This is a genomic window from Nocardia jejuensis NBRC 103114, from assembly GCF_001613145.1.
Taxonomy (GTDB): domain Bacteria; phylum Actinomycetota; class Actinomycetes; order Mycobacteriales; family Mycobacteriaceae; genus Nocardia; species Nocardia jejuensis.
Map to the genome: position 1 here is coordinate 164,109 of NZ_BDBU01000005.1, position 17,149 is coordinate 181,257.

17 protein-coding genes are annotated in these 17,149 nt (G+C 64.7%); 3 read left to right on the top strand and 14 right to left on the bottom strand.

The window, feature by feature from the left end:
- Positions 1-320 precede the first annotated feature (320 nt).
- Together NJ1_RS04215 and NJ1_RS04220 are read left to right on the top strand one after the other, a co-directional pair.
- On the top strand, positions 321-1,703 hold the full coding sequence (locus tag NJ1_RS04215) for a PepSY-associated TM helix domain-containing protein (RefSeq protein WP_245717202.1): 1,383 nt from the start codon (positions 321-323) through the stop codon (positions 1,701-1,703).
- Between the two features lie 134 nt (positions 1,704-1,837).
- Positions 1,838-2,539: a DUF8020 domain-containing protein gene (locus tag NJ1_RS04220; protein WP_067687627.1), complete on the top strand. Its 702-nt coding sequence runs from the start codon at positions 1,838-1,840 to the stop codon at positions 2,537-2,539.
- Positions 2,540-2,624: 85 nt separating this feature from the next.
- Here NJ1_RS04220 and NJ1_RS37780 read toward each other — a convergent pair whose 3' ends face one another.
- From NJ1_RS37780 to galK, 9 genes are all read right to left on the bottom strand, one after another.
- Entirely contained in the window at positions 2,625-3,038 is a 414-nt protein-coding gene (locus NJ1_RS37780) for a YbaB/EbfC family nucleoid-associated protein (protein WP_169813080.1), read from the bottom strand.
- Positions 3,039-3,066: 28 nt separating this feature from the next.
- Positions 3,067-3,474, bottom strand: a complete 408-nt coding sequence (locus NJ1_RS39645) for a hypothetical protein (RefSeq protein WP_169813081.1) — start codon at positions 3,472-3,474, stop codon at positions 3,067-3,069.
- A complete protein-coding gene (locus NJ1_RS04230; protein ID WP_157573741.1) occupies positions 3,471-4,850 on the bottom strand; it encodes a hypothetical protein in 1,380 nt (459 codons plus the stop codon). Before NJ1_RS04230 ends, NJ1_RS39645 begins: the two co-directional genes overlap by 4 nt.
- A 4-nt stretch (positions 4,851-4,854) precedes the next feature.
- The gene (locus NJ1_RS37785; protein WP_084477726.1) at positions 4,855-5,154 is read right to left on the bottom strand and encodes a WXG100 family type VII secretion target; all 300 of its coding nucleotides are present in this window, start codon (positions 5,152-5,154) and stop codon (positions 4,855-4,857) included.
- Complete coding sequence (locus NJ1_RS37790) at positions 5,151-5,474, bottom strand: WXG100 family type VII secretion target (RefSeq protein WP_084477727.1); 324 nt, start codon at positions 5,472-5,474, stop codon at positions 5,151-5,153. The genes NJ1_RS37785 and NJ1_RS37790 overlap by 4 nt, the downstream gene beginning before the upstream one ends.
- An 88-nt stretch (positions 5,475-5,562) precedes the next feature.
- Positions 5,563-5,811 (bottom strand): hypothetical protein, encoded by a 249-nt coding sequence (locus NJ1_RS04240; protein WP_067687635.1) that lies wholly within the window; start codon positions 5,809-5,811, stop codon positions 5,563-5,565.
- 12 nt (positions 5,812-5,823) lie between these two features.
- Entirely contained in the window at positions 5,824-7,569 is a 1,746-nt protein-coding gene (locus tag NJ1_RS04245; protein WP_084477728.1) for a sodium:solute symporter family protein, read from the bottom strand.
- 153 nt (positions 7,570-7,722) lie between these two features.
- Positions 7,723-8,154: a group II truncated hemoglobin gene (locus NJ1_RS04250; RefSeq protein ID WP_067687642.1), complete on the bottom strand. Its 432-nt coding sequence runs from the start codon at positions 8,152-8,154 to the stop codon at positions 7,723-7,725.
- Positions 8,155-8,229: 75 nt separating this feature from the next.
- Positions 8,230-9,342, bottom strand: coding sequence for a galactokinase (gene galK / locus NJ1_RS04255; protein WP_245717203.1), 1,113 nt, complete (start codon positions 9,340-9,342; stop codon positions 8,230-8,232).
- Positions 9,343-9,787: 445 nt separating this feature from the next.
- Between galK and NJ1_RS04260 the strand changes: the two genes are divergently transcribed.
- The gene (locus tag NJ1_RS04260; protein ID WP_245717204.1) at positions 9,788-11,269 is read left to right on the top strand and encodes a GGDEF domain-containing protein; all 1,482 of its coding nucleotides are present in this window, start codon (positions 9,788-9,790) and stop codon (positions 11,267-11,269) included.
- Positions 11,270-11,345: 76 nt separating this feature from the next.
- On the opposite strand, the gene NJ1_RS04265 is transcribed toward NJ1_RS04260, so the two are convergent.
- The 5 genes from NJ1_RS04265 to NJ1_RS04285 all read right to left on the bottom strand — a co-directional run bounded on the left by NJ1_RS04265 (position 11,346) and on the right by NJ1_RS04285 (position 17,101).
- On the bottom strand, positions 11,346-12,059 hold the full coding sequence (locus NJ1_RS04265; protein WP_245717205.1) for a DUF6319 family protein: 714 nt from the start codon (positions 12,057-12,059) through the stop codon (positions 11,346-11,348).
- Between the two features lie 376 nt (positions 12,060-12,435).
- Entirely contained in the window at positions 12,436-12,822 is a 387-nt protein-coding gene (locus tag NJ1_RS04270) for a hypothetical protein (RefSeq protein WP_157573742.1), read from the bottom strand.
- Between the two features lie 176 nt (positions 12,823-12,998).
- Positions 12,999-13,463 carry an SRPBCC family protein gene (locus NJ1_RS04275; RefSeq protein WP_067687649.1) on the bottom strand — a complete coding sequence of 155 codons (465 nt, stop codon included), beginning with the start codon at positions 13,461-13,463 and terminating at the stop codon, positions 12,999-13,001.
- An 85-nt stretch (positions 13,464-13,548) separates the two neighbouring features.
- Positions 13,549-14,436: an SGNH/GDSL hydrolase family protein gene (locus NJ1_RS04280; RefSeq protein ID WP_067687650.1), complete on the bottom strand. Its 888-nt coding sequence runs from the start codon at positions 14,434-14,436 to the stop codon at positions 13,549-13,551.
- Between the two features lie 196 nt (positions 14,437-14,632).
- Positions 14,633-17,101, bottom strand: a complete 2,469-nt coding sequence (locus tag NJ1_RS04285) for an MFS transporter (RefSeq protein WP_084477730.1) — start codon at positions 17,099-17,101, stop codon at positions 14,633-14,635.
- Positions 17,102-17,149 lie beyond the last annotated feature (48 nt).

Genomic DNA, 17,149 nt, shown 5'->3' on the forward strand with positions numbered 1-17,149 from the left:
CCGGCACATGGTCGTTCGCGGCCGTGTGTGCTCGCCCTATGCCCCTGCGCACCGTGAGGGGTTCCGGCATACGCGAAAAGCGCGCTGCCCGGTGTGAGTGCCGCATACCTCTGCGCGCTCCGCCGAGCGTCGTCGTGGCGTCTGCCGAAACAGCGCACCGAACAATTCGGTAGGCGACGGCACGGGTTCCTCGAACATCGGAAAGACCGCTCGTGACAATCACTGAACGCGGTGCCGGTACGGCACCGCCGCCCTCCCCTACCATTTCCACGGAACCGGCTTCGGAGCCCGAATCCGCGCCGCAATCCACCAAACGCACCGTGGGCAATGCCTTTCAGGCGCTCATGCTGCGACTGCATTTCTATGCCGGTGTCTTCGTCGCACCGTTCATTCTGATCGCGGCCGTCACCGGTGCGCTCTACGCCGTCGCCCCGACGCTGGAGACGTTCACCGATCGCGCTCTGCTGCACACCGATTCGACCGGCCCGGCCAAGCCGATCTCGGAGCAGGTCGCCGCGGGCGTGGCGCGGGAGCCGAAGCTGGCGCTGGCCGCCGTGGCTCCCGGGCAGAACGCGGGCGACACCACCCGCGTCATCTTCACCGATCCGTCCCTCGGAGAGTCCGAGCGCCGGGCGGTGTTCATCGATCCGGTGACCGCGCAGCCCGTGGGCGACAGCGTGATCTACGGCAGTTCCGGGGCTTTGCCGACTCGCACCTGGATCGACCAACTGCATCGGGATCTGCATCTCGGCGATGTCGGTCGCTACTACAGCGAGATCGCGGCCTCCTGGCTGTGGCTGATCGGCCTGGCCGGGCTGGTGCTGTGGATTCGACGGATTCGCGCGCGGCGCGACAAGCGGTCCGCGGGCTGGCTGCTGCGGCCCGACCGTTCACGTCCGCGTGCGCGGACGATGAATTGGCATGCGGCGGTGGGTGTCTGGATTCTTCCGGTGATCCTGCTGCTGTCGGCCACCGGTATGACGTGGTCCAAATACGCGGGCGAGAACGTCACCAAGCTGCGCGAGGAGATGAGCTGGACCACGCCCGCGGTCAGCGCCAAGCTGCCGGGTGCGACGGGTCCGGCCATGCCCGCCACGGGTGACCATGCCGGACACGGCGGATCCGCACCCACCGCGTCTCCGGCCGCCGACAAGGCGAAACTGGTCGACACCGTGTACGGGGTGGCGCGCGCCAACGGGCTGGAAGGTCCGCTGGAGATCAGCATTCCGGCCAAGGACGGTGCGGCCTTCGTCGCGCAGGAATTGCGGCGGCCCAATGTCTTCACTCGCGATGCGATCGCGGTGGACGGCACCACCGGCAATGTGACCGACCTGCTGCGGTATTCGGACTGGCCGTTGATGGCCAAGCTGACCAATTGGGGCATTCAGTTCCATATGGGCCTGCTGTTCGGCCTGCTCAATCAGTTGCTGCTGCTGGTCATCATGATCGGACTGGGCACCGTGATCGTGCGCGGTTATCTGATGTGGTGGCGTCGCCGCCCGACCAAGGAGACGAAATTCGCGGCCGGTAAGGCGCCGCGTCGCGGTGCGCTGCGGCAGACGCCGCTGACGGTTCTGCTGCCGTTCGCGGTGGCCGCCGTGGTAGTCGGCTGGTTCGCGCCGATGATCGGCTATCCGCTGCTCGCGTTCCTGATCGCGGATGTGCTGGTGGGCTTGGCGGCTCGCCGCCGCGCCACCGCCTGATCTCGAATCCCACCGAGCGGCACGGCCTTCCGGTCGCGCCGCTGGATCTCTGCACCCTTTTCCGGATCCCATGCGCGGGATCCCCCACGCCGTGCGGAAACCCTGATCCGCACCGACGCTTAGGAATTCACCTGATGAAGCTCTCCACGTTCGCCATGTCCGCAGCCGTCATGTCGAGCGCGCTCGCCGTCTCCGCCGGGACCGCGCACGCCGGCCCCGCTCAGGACGCGGGCGCCATCAACTTCACCTCCACCAACACCGAAACCCAGACCATCATCCGGACCGATGCCGGTTCCATGCTCGTCGAAGACGGTGTGTTCAAGGTGAAGGCCGCCGACGGCACCACTGTCGCGGGCACCGAATTGTCCTTCCGCGTAGACGATTTCGTCTTCCCTGTCGCCGCCGACATCACCGACCGCACCGCGGTGCTCACCCCGCAGTTCGACCTGGCCCACGCGGCCTACCAGCCGGTGGCACTCCCCTTCGAGAACTCCGCCCCCTGGAAGTCCGAATACGACCGCGAACAGGCCGCCTGGAGCCGCATGACCAGCACCATCGGCATGGGCGCGACCATCGGCACCCTGGTCGGCGGCCTCGGCGGCGCAGCCGTCGGCTGCCTCCTCGGCGGCGCCACCCTCGCCACCGTCACCGGCGCCCTCACCGCCATGTTCGGCGCCCTCGGCGGCGCGGTCCTCGGCTGCATCGTGGGCATGAGCGTCATCGGCTTCCTCGGCACGGTCGCCGGCCAAATCCTCGTCACCGCCCCCGTAGCCATCCTCGCCGCCGCCCAATACTTCACCACCATCAACCAGCCCTTCGTGGCCCCGGCGAAGTAATCCCAAGGCCTCCCGTCCGATCAACCCAGGCGGGAGGCCTGTTCCGCCTGTGGATACTCGGACGGATCGATGCAGCTCCTCGACATCACATCGAATGTGTGATCCGCAGCGGAGTCAACTCCTCCCACTCCCCCTGAGAGCTCCGAGGTGCGTCATACGAGCTTGCAGAAACTCGAGTGCTGCTCAGCGCGGGCGACTGTACCGAGGTGTCGTATCGGGTCAACAGCTCGGGCAGATTGAACATCTCCGCGTATATCTTCGTGGCAGCCTCCTGCGCATTGCCTCTGGCTGTTTCATGACACTGCGAAATGGCCTTCGCTAGCCGAGCAGGTTCCACGGTCATCGCCGCCACTGCGATCCGAAGTTCAGTGATCTTCCCATTGATATCGCTTTCCACGACCACCGCGCCGCCTGGCGTCTCGCCGCGGCCTCGAACCTCGGCAATGGCCCGTTGAATTCGAGAGTTACGCTCAGCGATCTGTTCTCGATCAGTAACCATATCTAACCTCTTTTTTGTTACCAGTTCCCTACTGTCCCCATTTTGATCGAAGATAAGAAAACAGCGGCCGCAGATCAGAAATTGCCTCTTCCGCGAAAACTGGATCCTCGACTCCAACAGCGTGATAAATCTTCTTGGCATCCGCGCCTGGCGACTTTGCCACTTCATCCATCACTCGCTGGGGAAGAAGGACCCAATTTCGACCGGGTTTATCTATCGTCCATTTAACTTTGCCAGCGAAACTTGATACTGCACTTCGAACCCACTCATCGAACCCTGGAGGCTCGGTCTTGTACCGCCAAATCATGTGAGGTGGCGTCCTTCGCGCACTGATGTCGTCATATCCGACGTCAAGGCCGAACCACTCGATATCTCCCATAATATCCAGCGTCCGCAACGCTTCCTCCGAAGGCTTTCCCCATTCGGAACGGGTCATTGGAACCACCATTTCAGGTCAGGATTCAGACTCTCTATCATACGATAGTAATCCCCCTTCGGAACCGGGGAGCTCGATACGAATGGATCGTACACATATCGACCATCCGTATAGACCTCATGATAGTAATAGTTCTCCGTTCGGGCGCCACCCTCTTCGAGAAGTTGCATCGTGGTGTATTTCCCTCCCCCGGGCTCGAATCTGATGACTCGCCCTTCGTCACCCGCGGTCCTCAACATTTTCTCGGCGATCTCCGAGCAGTCGACACCCTGCGGCGGAGGCTTGCTCAGGATGGAATCGAGCGCTGAATTGGGCGGGAAGTCTGGATTCGGCGACCTGAAATCGAGCAGACCACGCGGCGCCGCGGTCTCCGAAGCTGCAAGGGCTTCATCCCCGACAGTGGCGGCCTCGAGCGCAGCTACTTGATCCAGGCCGGTGCCCGTACCCACGAGAACGTTCTCTGCCTGAGCCGCCCCGGAGAGAAGTGCATCCATGTCTGCCGCGACGACGGCCTCGGTGATCTCTCGAGCAGTTGCGCCCACCTGCAACTCGATCAGGGCCAGTTGCGCCGGGGCGAGCATGACACCGATTCCCGCTGTGATCACATCAGCGAAGAGTGTGACCGCCAAGTGCACTGCGACAGCCACTTCGAGCGCGGTGATCGCGCTAATGATGAGCTTGCGCAATGCGTCGAGATGCTTCTTGTGGCCATCATCGCAGTAGCTGGCGAGCTGGCCCGCTGCGGTATGAAGCTTTCCCGCGGATCCACGGAGTACCGCCATATTTTCGAGCACATCACCCATTTCGGGCGAATCGATGGCGAGTAGGGTCTTATTGACACCGTTGATGCACGACTCCGCACGCGCCACTGCATCGTGGGCGGCGAACGCACGCCAGCCATTTGCCGCGTTGCCGAGCTTGTCGGTGTCGCCGTCCGGGATGTGAACGTGGATCTTCTCCATCAAGGAAGCAACCGTGGATACCAATCCAGCACCGGGCCCACCTGCCGAGGGCGGCCCCAACCAGCAGAGTTCCGTCGGCACTTCCACGTCAGCCGGCTTGGCCGGCTCATCGCCCTTGCCGGGGTTCATATCAGCCCGATAGTTCGCCAAAGCATGGTTATGGCCGGCAACATTCAACAGACCCGCGAAGTGTTTCAGGGTGCGAGCAAGTTTCCGGCCGTCGTCGATAGCGTCAGTGGCCCGAGTGTCGTAGCTTGCGCCCCATTGCTTGGCGGCATCACTGGATCCCGACATGGACCCTGTATTTGATAGCGATTTTACGAGAACAGTAGTCGCAGCATCGATATCTACGCCGAGCTTCGCAAGTGTGGTAGCGGCGTTGTAGAACGTCTGCGGATCGATTGTGACAGCCACTGAATCACTTACCGCCGAACATTCGAGTATTTGCACCGATGGCTGCGGTGTAGTGACCGTGAGCGTTTCGCGCCACTACGCCCATGTCGGTGACACCTTCCGCGAGTTCTTTTGCACCACTGAGCCATTCACTGTGCGCGTCCGCGTAGGCGACAGCTCCTGCACTGTCCCAGCTGCCAGAGCGCACGGCCGCGACCTTCCGATCCAGATCCGAGAGTTGGTCTCCGATAAAATTCGCGAGATCCGACAGCCGAGTTACGATCGCGTCCAAGTCATTCAGATCTACTGAGAATTCCTCGCTCACAGCAGATCCAGGTTTGTAAATTTGTCGGCAGACAGTAAGTCTTGACCTACATAGGTTTGGGCCGTTACTCCCAGCTTGTCGGCCATGGTGGTGAGAGCATCGATGATGCGCTGCCCACCCTCGGAACACTCTCCCCAACCAGCACCAAAGGAAGCAGCCGCTGAACCCGTCCATCGTCCAGTTGTCAGCGAATCGACGTCTTGCCCTACCGATTTAAGCGCCGACCGCAACGTTTCGGCTATATCCAATGCAGATTTTCCCAACGATTGAACATCCTCAGGAACGACGAAAACGCCTCCCGAGCCCCCCACTCCGCTCATGCCGCGAGACGTTACCACCAGCAATCAGTTGCGGCCCATTGACGTTTCACAGAGTGAGCTCAAATCGGTCAAATAGTACAAAACGGACCTAAATCTTCGGCTGATCAGCAGACAAGTCGTCAGCGTCGGCGAACTGGTCGTGGACGGGGCGGAGGAGGACCCAGGCGAAGAAGGCCAGGCCTACGGCGGTCATGGCTATGCCGGACCATAGGTTGATGTCTATGCCGCCGGTTTTGATGCGCTGGAATTCGGAGTCGTAGGTGAGGGCTACGACAATGAGGATGATGCCGTAGCAGGCGAGGAGGGATCCTACGATGGTGCGGATGTCGAACAGCATTGTGCGCCTTTCTTATCCGATGAAGATATTGAGGGCGATGACCAAGACGAGGGCTATGCCCGCGAGGGGGGCGGGGCGCCGGTACCAGGGCAGGGCGTCCGCGTCGGGGTCGGTACGTAGTTCCGCGGGGGTTTCGGAGTAGACCAGGCCGACGAGTTCGGCGGCCGGTCTGGGGCGGGTGTAGCCGCTGACGAGAACGCTGATCGCGATGTCGACGACGAAGGCGGCGCCCGCGGCGACGAAACTCACGCCCTGGCCGGACAGCTCGAAGACGTGCGCCTTGCTCAGGGCGAAAACTGTTATGGCGGTAGCGGTTCCGGACACCAGCCCGATCCACCCCGCGGCGGGCGTCATGCGCTTCCAGAACATACCGAGGATGAAGGTCGCGAACAGCGGTGCGTTGAAGAAGCTGAAGAGGGTTTGCAGGTAGTCCATCATGTTGGCGAAATTGCCTGCGATGAAAGCGGTTCCGACGGCCGCGGCGGTCGCGCCGACGGTGGCGAGGCGGCCGACCCTGAGGTAGTAGTGATCGGGGCGGTCCTTGACCGCGTACCGCTGCCACAGGTCGTAGCTGAAGACGGTGTTGAAGGCCGAGACGTTCGCGGCCATACCCGCCATGAACGCGGCCAGCAGCCCGGCCAGCCCGACCCCGAGCAGACCGTTGGGGAGCACGTCTTTCATCAGGTACAGCAGGGCCTGGTTGTAGGTGACGTCACCCTTGTAGTCCGGATCCGCCGCCAGGTGAGTCTTGAAGTCGGCGATCTGCGGCACCAGAACGGCGCTGATCATGCCGGGGATCACCACGATGAACGGAATGAACATCTTCGGGAACGCGCCGACGATGGGGGTGCTCCGCGCGGCGGAGATGGAGTGGGTGGCCAGCGCGCGCTGCACCTCGACGAAATTCGTTGTCCAGTAACCGAAGGACAGCACGAACCCGAGCCCGAACACCAGGCCGATGACGGACAGGAAGTTGTCGGTGAATCCGGTCAGTTCGTTCCCGGGCCACGCATGCAGTTGCGCCTGCCCGCCGGGCCCCTCGATCACCCTGCCGCGCAGCCCCTCCCACCCGCCGACCTTGTGCAGCCCGACGATGGTGAGCGGCAGCAGCGCCGCCACGATGACGAAGAACTGCAGAACTTCGTTGTAAATGGCCGCTGACAAACCACCCAGCGTGATGTACGACAGCACGACCGCCGCCGCCGCGAGCACCGACACCCACAGCGGCCAGCCCAGCAGCACGTTCACGATGGTGCCGAGCAGGTACAGGTTGACCCCCGCGATCAATACCTGCGCCACCGCGAAGCTCAACGCGTTCACCAGGTGCGCGCCCGGGCCGAAGCGGCGCAGCATGAACTCCGGTACGCTGCGCACCTTGGAGCCGTAGTAGAACGGCATCATCACGATGCCCAGGAACAGCATGGCCGGAACCGCGCCGATCCAGAAGTAGTGCATGGTCGGCATGCCGTATTGCGCGCCGTTGGCGGACATTCCCATGACTTCGACCGCACCGAGATTGGCGGAGATGAACGCCAGCCCGGTCACCCACGCGGGCAGCGAGCGCCCGGACAGGAAGAAGTCGAGGCTGGAGGAGATCCGCCGACGGGCCAGCAGGCCGATACCCAGCACGAACACGAAATACAGTGCTACCAGCGCGTAGTCGATCGGATCGGCATCGAGCCGCAGCGTCTGCGCCGCGGCCGGCACGGTGGCGCTCAGGGCACTCACCGTGTCCGGCACGTTGGCGTCGAACGGCATACGAGCTCTCCTGTCGAAAGAACGAAATCCGGCATGCGCGCGAAGTCGGCGGCGATCATGAGCTGACGCGAGGCACGACTGTGAGAGGCGATACTAGCCGCGCGTTCGCTGGCGTCCGGGATGCGCGTAGCGATCCGCGAACGTGTCCGTCGACTACCAGGTCCAGTGCGGAACAGACCGCAGCGGATGTAGTTGCTCGTCGGTGTCGGCATGCGAGTTCTGCTGCGCGACCTGCGCACCGAACTCGACGTGCTGAGCGAACGCCTCGCGGAATTTCTCGTCCTGTCCGAGACCTGCCTCGTCCAGCGTGGCCAGGTACACATCGACGAAGCGCTGCCGCTGCTCGTCGGTGATCCGCAACCCGCGATGCACGTCGATGATGTGGGCGAAACCCAGATTCTCGGTGAAACGCGCTGGGCCACCGAAGGATTCGGCGGTGAACCAGGTCAGGTGTTCGACGTGGTCCGGCCTTCGCTCCGGAAACAGTTCTCGCAGGACGGGATCGGCCAGGGCTTTGTCGTAGAAGAGTTGCTCCAGGCGGTGCAGTGCTTCGTCACCGCCGGCGAATTCGTACAGACTCACCATGTGCCCTCGCTCGTTCCCTGTGCGCGAGTGGATCGTTGCGAGTCCAGATTAGTCCGCGGCACGCCGGAGCGTCGGCTAATCCAGCCGATGCGCTCCCGCCGAGGGGGTCACCACGAAATCACGGGGCGCGTCGAAACCGCTGCGGGCGAACGCTTCTCGTACCGCATCCGTCACGGTGGCGACCTGGTCGACATCCACGAGAGCGATCACGCTGCCGCCGAATCCCCCGCCGACCATCCGGCTCCCGTACGCGCCGGCGGCCAGTGCGGCGTCCACCGCGGTGTCCAATTCCGGCGCCGACACCTCGTAATCGTCACGGAGAGAGATGTGTCCGGCGGTGAGCGTCGGCCCGATCGAGCGCGGGTCCGCGCCCTCACGCAATTCTTCGGCAACCAGCAGCACCCGGAAGTCCTCGCTGACCACATGGCGCGCGCGGCGACGCAGCAGCGGATCGCCGAGCCGCTCCACATCGGCGGAATCACGCACGTCCCGCAGGAACGGCACCCCCAGTGCTTCCGCCGCGGCGGCACATTCGGCCCGCCGCGTCGAGTACTCCCCCTCGACCAGCCGGTGCGGGCTGCCGGTGTCGAACACCAGCAGCGCGAGCCCGAATCGATTCAGGTCGAAGGGAATCTGCTCGGTCGCCCCGGTGCGCACATCCAGGAACAGCAGATGCCCCTCGGTGCACAGGATGGAGGCGGACTGATCCAGCACGCCGGTGGGCACACCGACGTAGACGTTCTCGGCGGTCCGCGCGATATCGATGATCTCGGCATCGGACACGCTGGGCGCGTACAGATCTCGCAGCGCGATCGCCACCGAACACGAGAGCGCCGCCGAGGAGGACAGTCCCGCGCCGAGCGGCACCGTTCCGTCCAGCGCGAGTTCCACCCCGGGCAGCTCGTACCCGCGGCGTTCGAATTCGCGGATCACCCCGAGCGGATAGTGCGCCCAGGTGGGCAATTCGGACCACCCTCCGGAGCCGAGGCCGGTCATCGTCGTCTCGACCTCGTCGCACGGCGCCTGGACCGAGCTCACCCGCACCGCACCATCGGTGCGGATACCCGCGGTGCAGGTCACGCCCAGTGGCAGTGCCATCGGCAGCACGAAGCCGTCGTTGTAGTCGGTGTGCTCGCCGATCAGGTTCACCCGTCCCGGCGCGAGCCACCGTCCCACTGTCCAGTCCACCGCGAACTCCTGTCGGGAAGGTCGTGCAGGCCGTACGGTTCGATTCGGAGCGAGCATATCGAGTCTCTCGTTTCGCGATCCTGCGGGTTCGCCGAACTCCGCTACGAAGCGCGGCATTTCATGCCATGATCGACTCGATTGCCCAGTTCATCGATGGCAGCGTAGTTCGCCGTTCGACTGGGACTTATGCTCGTACAGCAACACTCGGTTCGCGGTTACCGGTGTCCTTACAGACAGAGCCTTGCGGCAAGCACCAGGCCTTGCGCAGGAGGATTTGCTCGAGTGCCCTTCGAGCGCCGGCGGTCGGGGACCCGTGAAAGAGGATGCGGAGAACTGCCGGGTCGGACTCCAGGACCGGCTGATCTCCCTGCGACGCGGACAAGGGGGGCTGGTGGTACGAGAAACAGAGCCGGCCATGTGGTCCGTGGGGCGTTTCAAGATCTGTATGCAAACCATGTTGACGCTGTGCGGCCTGCTGATTCTCGCACTGCCGCTCGTTGTCGACTCGCGTCCGCTGGCGCTGGCGGCGCTCTTCGGTTCGGTCACCATCAGCCTGGTCATGATCGGGCTGGGCGTGCGCCGGTACGAACCCCGGTATCCGCTCCCCTGGTACCTGCTCTCCGCCTCGGCGGTGCAGTTCACCATCGGCACCACCTTGCGCGCGGTCACCGACTGGCACAGCCATCCGTTCGACGATCTGTTCACCCTCGGCGGCTACTGCTGCATCGGCGCGGCCGCCGTGCTGTGGCTCAGACCGAGACAGAACAGCACCGACCACGATCTCCTCCTCGATTCCGGACTTATCGGGCTTGGCGCGCTGCTGCTGTCCTGGACCTTCCTCATCTCGCCGATCCTGCATCGCTCGGGCGGGCTCAGCTTCACGACCATCACGGCCGTGACCTACCCGATCGTGGACGCGCTGCTGTTGACGGTGATCGCGCACTCGGTGGTCACCTCCGCACGCTCCGCGCCCTCGCTGCGGCTGGTGTACGTGGCCATGCTGGTGATCCTGGCCGGCGACATCGGCTACAACCTGGAGACCGCGGGCTCGGCCGAACTGGGCCGCCAGATGCAGCTCATGCCGTTGCAACTGGCGTACACACTGGTCGGCGCCGCGGCGCTGCATCCCACCATGGTCGAACTGGGCGGGCCACGCGAGATCCACGCGCATCGATCGCGCCAGCGGGCCAGCATCATCGCCATCGTGATGATCGTGGCCGCCCTGGTGCCGGTGGTCGGCTCCAGCCTCGACACCGTGGATCGCATCGTGGTGTCCTCGCTGTTCGCCCTACTACTAGGCGGGGTCCTCCTACGCAGCGAACGAGCCATCGAACGCAGCGCCCGTAGCGAACGCCGCGCGCAGTACCAGGCAGACCACGACATGTTGACCGGACTGCTGAACCGCGCCGCATTGCTGCGGGCGCTGCATCGTAATCGGGACCGCTGGGCCGGACAGCCGATGGCGCTGCTGTTCATCGACCTGGACGGCTTCAAACGGGTCAACGACAACTACGGTCACGCGGTCGGCGACGAGCTGATCGCCAACGCGGCGGCCAGAATTCGACGCATCATCCGCCGCGACGACGCGGCCGCGCGCTACGGCGGCGACGAATTCGTCGTGCTCGCCCCGCTGGCCCGGCAGCAGGCGACGCTGCTGGCCGAACGCCTGCTGGCCACCATGGGCGAACCGTTCGAACTCAGTGCGGCCGAGGTGCGCATCGCGGCCAGCATCGGTATCGCGTGCAGCGGGCCGCGCGGTGCGGAGACCACGGTGTACGAGTTACTGCGAGAAGCGGATTCGGCCATGTACCACGCCAAGGAATTCTCGCTCGGGTACGTGTTCCACGACGATCTGCGGCGTTCGCATCCGGGGCGCTCGCATCCCGAGGCCGGACCGCGTACCTGGCACCGGGAGTCCGCGGTCTGAGCAGGCACGAGAAGGCCCGCGCGACTTCGAAGTCCGCGCGGGCCTTGATATTCCTCGACCGGAGTCGAGTGGCGAACTAGCCCGCCAGCTCGTCGAGCAGACGGCGGGCGTTCTCCAATTCCGCCTGCAGCTGTTCGACTTTGGCGCGCTGGGTGAGCCGGACGGCCTCCAGCACTCCGTCGACCACCTCGGCGGCCTCGGGGTGCAGCAGCTTGGCGGCCTGGGACACCACGGAGCCCGGAATGGACAGCCCCTTGATGGTCCGCTTCTTGCCGTTGACGAGATCCATCGTCCACTCGCCATCGGCGGTGCCGCTCAGCGTGACGGTGACCTCCGCGGCCTTCGGCTTGCGCGCGGCCGCCGCGTTGGCGGCATTGCGGGCAGGCTTGGACGCGGAAGCCGGCTTGGCCGGTGCGGCCGCCTCGGCGGGAGTGGTGCTGCCCGTAGACGCCTGCGGCGCTTCGGGTTTCCGATCCGCGGCCGCACCCTCGAGCGGTGCGGGCGGCGTGATCGGAGCGCTCGGCTGAACGGCCGACACGGGCGACGGCATCGTCACTGTGGAGTCCTTCCTGGTTGCCGATCTTGGATTTGCACTGGCCTGCTTGGCGCCGGCGGCGGGCTGGCGAGCGGGCTTGGTCAGGGTTACCTCGGTGGGGCCGAACGACAGCACATCTTTGGAACCGGCGGGCTTGACCTGAAGGAAGTCTCCCTCGGATGGATCACCGAGTGAGAGCACCTTTCCGGAACGGCCCTCCGGCACGCCGACCGCCGCCGCCGTGAACCACACCATCGGAGGACGGCCTGCATCGATCTCCGCGGCGATCTGCCGAATTTCGTTATCCGACAACGGCTGTGGCTTGGTGGTACGGGACGACATTGCATACTCCGAGCGGACGGACGGACACTTGCGTGCCAAGAGCATGCCCCATGGCACCGACAAATCCACATCCGGAGATTTCGCACCGTTATCGCCGCGCAGGTCAGCGAACGTTCAGCAATACAAGCATGGTCTTCGCACGGGCCATGAGCATGACCAGCGGAGTCGATCGTAGGCGCTCGATACTGTGCGCGCACAACTTCCCGACCGTGCGTGCACAACTTCCCGACCGTGCGCGCAACTTCGGGCCTCTCGCGCGCACAACTTCAGACTCCGCGCGGGCACGACGTCAGAGCTGTTCGACCCCGCGTAGCACGCAGCGCACCGACTGCGGCCGCTCCACCGGATCCAGCACGGTCTCGGCGGTGAAGTCCTGGGTGGCGCCGGGCGGAACCACCACCTCGGTGCGCGTGCGTTCCAGCACGGTCGATTCCGGAGTCATGAAGCTGATCACCACGAGGTACCGATGCTCGACCGCGTCGCGATTGCTCACCACCGCGGTGGCCTGCCAGCCCGACGAGGTGCCCGCGCAGGCGGTGACGAACGCGCTGCGCTGCATCTCCGCCGTATCCGCGGGCGTGATCTCACGCTCGGTCCGATCCGAATGGCTACAACCGGTCAGCAGGGCCACACATCCCGACACCACTCCGACGAGCCTCAGGCAAGGGGCGATCATGAATCTCCCTTTCCACCGCGCACTTCCGCCCCCGCAACTCTGTTGCCGCCAGTTAGCTGCGCGCAGAGAGTACCGCACCAGCGCCGCGTGTCGTCACATGACGAGTCAGGCGTGTCGCGGCGAGAGATGAGCATTTCGCCTGGTGGACGGGCATTTACGCGCCCGAGGACCGAAAATTAAACCGCCGCGTCGCGCATCCGATATCGCTCTTCGAGCGCATGGCGCAGCTTGGATTCGGTGTGCCGTATGGCAATTGCGACAAACGGCTCAATAGCGGCGCCCAACGCACGCCCCGCCAGACCACCGGGCAGCTGGTAGTCCACGTCCACGATCAACGCACCGCGTTCGGGTCCGAGCTCCTGGAACTCCCACCGCGACTGAAAGCTGAACCCCGACACCGATTCGGTGGCCAGGAAGCGATTCTGCTCGATCTCGGTGATCCGCACCTTCGCTTTGAGCGTCGCCCCGATTCGCGCCGCACCCTCATAGGTCGCGCCCACCTGCTTGTGTGGCACGTCCCCGACCAACTTCGCGTTCTGCAGCCCGTACAGCCAGTCCTTCAGATGATCGAAGTCGGACATGTACTCGAACGCGAACTCGATCGGCACCGCCGCCTCGCCGCGATGATGAATGTGAACCATACTGGGGCCTCCCATTGAATTTTACAGTACTGTATTCAATCGGCGGGCCGGGCGGGAAGAGTGCCCGTGGTCACAGCGGTGCGGGTCAGCTACCGAGTGCCTGCAGCACCCGTCCGGCCTGGTAGTCCGCCCCGAGCTGATTGGGATGGAAGGGCACCGCGAGCCCGATCGGGTTGCCGGAGTACGGAAGTAGACCCTCCACCCAGCGGGTGCCGATCGGCTTGCAGGCATCGTGACCGGCACTGCCGGTGTAGGTGTCGATCAGTTCCACGCCGGTGCGCTCGGCGGCACGGGCCAGCATGGCGTTCAATTCGACCAACTTGCTGCCCAGCCAGATCGCGTCGGCGTCGGAGATCGGGATCTCCGGGAAGCAGCCGCCGTCCACGCCTATGCCCTCGAAGTAGTTCACCAGCAGAATGCGCGCGTGCGGGGCCCGCTCCCGCACACCCTCGATGGCCGCGACGACCTTGGGCTCGGAAGCGGCGATATCCACCGACATCCGATCGACGCCGCCGACCACCTTGGTGGCGAGACAGGGACTCACCGCCGGGTCGAGGGTGACGCAATCGGTGACCGTGGCGGCCAATCCCGCGTCGTTGCCGCCGATTCCGAGGGTGACCAGATCCGTGGTGGGCGTCAGGCTGTCGAATTGCGGCGCGTTGCTGCCCAGCAGAGTCGATTGCGGAGCAAGCATGTTCCCGGTCTCCGCGCCGCCGCAGGTGGCATCGCGAAAGACCGGAATCGACAACGCCCGCGCGACCTGCTTGGCGTAGTCGCGCGCGCTCTGTACGCAATTGAACGGCGTGAAGACGGTGCTCACCTGGCTCAGAGTGGCATCCGCGGCCCACGAATCCCCCAGGGCCACATACTCGTTGTAGGAGGGGGTGCCCGGATCCGGATCCGCCGAGGCGGCCCCGGCGGGTAGCAGGACGCCGATCGCGGCGGCGGTGATCAGTGCGCGCGAGAACTTCATGGCCGTCTCCCCTGGATCTGCCCGAGCAAACAACTGGACGATCGATCAGTTCAGAAAGTAGCAGGCACGACCGCTGATCGTCGGGGAAACGCGGAAAACTCACCCGCGCGGCGTAGCCGAGAGAACTCCGTCGCAAACCGCGAACGACCCTCGCCCGCATCACCGTCCGATGGGGCGGCGATGCGGGCGACTGCGCTCAGATCTTGTCCGCGCGCTCGTAGCTCAGCAGAACATCATGGGCCACTTCACCATCGGCGACGGTGATCCGGCTGAACGACGGCGGATACCCGCGCGCCATCACCGTGTAGCGCCCCTCCGCCAGATCCGGCACCAGATAGCGACCGGTGTCGTCGGTGTGGGTGACGGCGATCAGATCGCCCGATTCGTCCATGACGGTGATCTGGGCGTCGGGCACACTGCGTCCCGCATCGGTGGACGCGGATCCGGCCAGCACCGCGCGAGGGGCCAATTCGATGTCGTGGTGCAGCATTCCGTTGTCCGGCACGGTGAGCGTGGTGGCGACCGGACGCATGTGTTCCGCGACCGCGACCACGGTGTAGGTGCCCGCCAGCACGCCGTGGCAGGTGTACACGCCCTCGGCGGTGGTGACCGCCGAACCGACCACATCGCCGAACATGTCGGTGAGCGTGACCGTCGCGTCCATCAGCGGCGCACCGCGCACGGCGGACCGCACGATGCCCGAGACCTCGCCGGAACCCACCAGCGTGATGTCCAGAACGTGCGGCTTGTGGCTGACCGTGATGGTGACCGCCGTGGGCTGATAGCCCGTCGCGGACACGATCAGCACGTAGCCACCGGCCCTGGGCACGCCGATCGCGTAGATGCCGTCGGCCTCGCCGATGGCACGCGAAACCTGGCGTCCCCGTTCGTCTATCAGGGTCAGGACCGCGTCCGCGATCCAGTGCCCGTCCTCGCGCAGCACGCTGCCCGAGACCGACAGGCCGGACGGCTTGACGATGCGCAGCTCCTCGACCGGCTTCGGGATGACCTCGGGCTCCGGTTCCGGTTCGAATACAGGTTCGGCCACCAGCTCCTCCAGGATCGGCATCGGAACATCTTGGAGTGGAATCTCTTTCATGAACACCAGCACGAGCGCCGCCGCCGCGGCCACCGCGGCCGCCACGAAGAACACCCCGCTCATGGCGTCGGTGAATCCGGTCAGGATCGGAATCCGCAGTTCGTCGGGCAGTGCCGCGATACCGCTGGTGTTCGTCTCGACCTGCGACATCTGACCGGCGTCGAAACCCGGCGGCAACTGTCCGCCGAAGGCCGACATGATCTTGTCCGGCAACAGGTTGAACAGGATGGTCAGGAAGACAGCGACACCGAGCGTGCCGCCCATCTGCCGGAAGAAGGTCGCCGACGCGGTCGAGACGCCCATATCCGAACGCGGACAGGCAGTCTGGGCGGCGATGATCAGCGTCTGCATGCAGCCGCCGAGTCCGAATCCGATGATGCCGCAGTACAGCAGCGGCAGCCACAGCGGAGTGTCGTAGTGCACCAGCGCGAAAAGCACCGAGCCGGCCGCGATGATCAGCGAGCCCAGCACCGGCAGAAACTTGTAGCGTCCGGTGTATTTGGTGACCAGGCCCGCCAATTGCGCGCCGACCATGATGCCCATTACCAACGGCAGCATGAAAAGACCCGCGCGCGTGGGTGAATAGCCGCGCACGACCTGGAAATACAAGGGCACCAGCACGATAGCGCCGAACATCGCGATTCCGACGATGAATCCGCCGAGAATGGCGATGCTGAAGGTGCCGCTCCCGAACAGCCGCAGGGGAATCAGCGCGGCGTCCTTCATGAGGAATTCCACGACCAGGAACAGCAGCAGTCCGGCCGCGGCGATGCCGTAGCAGAGCAGCGCGCGATGCGATTGCCAGCCCCACTCGCGGCCCTGCTGCGCGATGATGAGCAGCGGCACCGTGCCGGCGGTGAGCATGAGCGCGCCGAGCCAGTCGGTGCGCTGGGCCCGGCGCTCGAACGGCACGTTCAGCACCCTGGCGACCACGATCATGGCCAGTACGCCGATGGGCATGTTCACCAGGAACACCCAGCGCCAGCCCTCCAGGCCCAGGAGGTGATCCGCGTCCGAGAGCCAGCCGCCCAGCACCGGGCCCAGCACGGTGGCGATACCGAACACCATCATGAAATAGCCCTGGTAGCGGACCCTTTCACGGGGCGGGACGATATCTCCGATGATGGTGAAGGCCAGCGACATCAGCCCACCCGCGCCGAGCCCCTGCACCGCGCGGAAGCCCGCGAGCTGGTACATCGAGGTGGCGAAGGTACATGCCACCGAGCCGAGCACGAAGACTCCGATGGCGATGAGGTAGCAGGGTTTGCGACCGTAGATGTCGGCCAGCTTCCCGTACAGCGGGGTGCTGATGGTGGCGGTGATCAGGTATGCCGTAGTGGCCCATGCCTGTTGGTCGAAGCCGTGCAAGCTGTTGGCGATGCGCACGATCGCCACGCTGACGATGTTCTGATCGAGCGCGGCCAGGAATACGCCCAGGAGCAATCCGGACAGAATGGTCAGAATCTGCCGATGGGACATTTCGGGTTCCGCGACCGGAATATCTACGGGCACGCTGGGTTCCACGCGCACGGGTCTTGCTCGGGCATCAACGGTGGCGTTCGTCATATTTGCGACCCTTGTCGGTTTTCGGCTGTCCGTTTTGTGCGGTACTAC

Coding starts and splice junctions, on each gene's coding strand:
- NJ1_RS04270 (WP_157573742.1), bottom strand. CDS start 12,822: ATGATCGCCCCTTGCCTGAGGCTCGTCGGAGTGGTGTCGGGATGTGTG.
- NJ1_RS04275 (WP_067687649.1), bottom strand. CDS start 13,463: ATGGTTCACATTCATCATCGCGGCGAGGCGGCGGTGCCGATCGAGTTC.
- NJ1_RS39645 (WP_169813081.1), bottom strand. CDS start 3,474: ATGACCCGTTCCGAATGGGGAAAGCCTTCGGAGGAAGCGTTGCGGACG.
- NJ1_RS04240 (WP_067687635.1), bottom strand. CDS start 5,811: ATGCTGTTCGACATCCGCACCATCGTAGGATCCCTCCTCGCCTGCTAC.
- NJ1_RS04220 (WP_067687627.1), top strand. CDS start 1,838: ATGAAGCTCTCCACGTTCGCCATGTCCGCAGCCGTCATGTCGAGCGCG.
- NJ1_RS04265 (WP_245717205.1), bottom strand. CDS start 12,059: ATGGTGTGGTTCACGGCGGCGGCGGTCGGCGTGCCGGAGGGCCGTTCC.
- NJ1_RS37780 (WP_169813080.1), bottom strand. CDS start 3,038: ATGGTTACTGATCGAGAACAGATCGCTGAGCGTAACTCTCGAATTCAA.
- NJ1_RS37790 (WP_084477727.1), bottom strand. CDS start 5,474: ATGAGCGGAGTGGGGGGCTCGGGAGGCGTTTTCGTCGTTCCTGAGGAT.
- NJ1_RS04280 (WP_067687650.1), bottom strand. CDS start 14,436: ATGAAGTTCTCGCGCGCACTGATCACCGCCGCCGCGATCGGCGTCCTG.
- NJ1_RS04285 (WP_084477730.1), bottom strand. CDS start 17,101: ATGACGAACGCCACCGTTGATGCCCGAGCAAGACCCGTGCGCGTGGAA.
- NJ1_RS04250 (WP_067687642.1), bottom strand. CDS start 8,154: ATGGTGAGTCTGTACGAATTCGCCGGCGGTGACGAAGCACTGCACCGC.
- NJ1_RS04245 (WP_084477728.1), bottom strand. CDS start 7,569: ATGCCGTTCGACGCCAACGTGCCGGACACGGTGAGTGCCCTGAGCGCC.
- NJ1_RS04260 (WP_245717204.1), top strand. CDS start 9,788: ATGCAAACCATGTTGACGCTGTGCGGCCTGCTGATTCTCGCACTGCCG.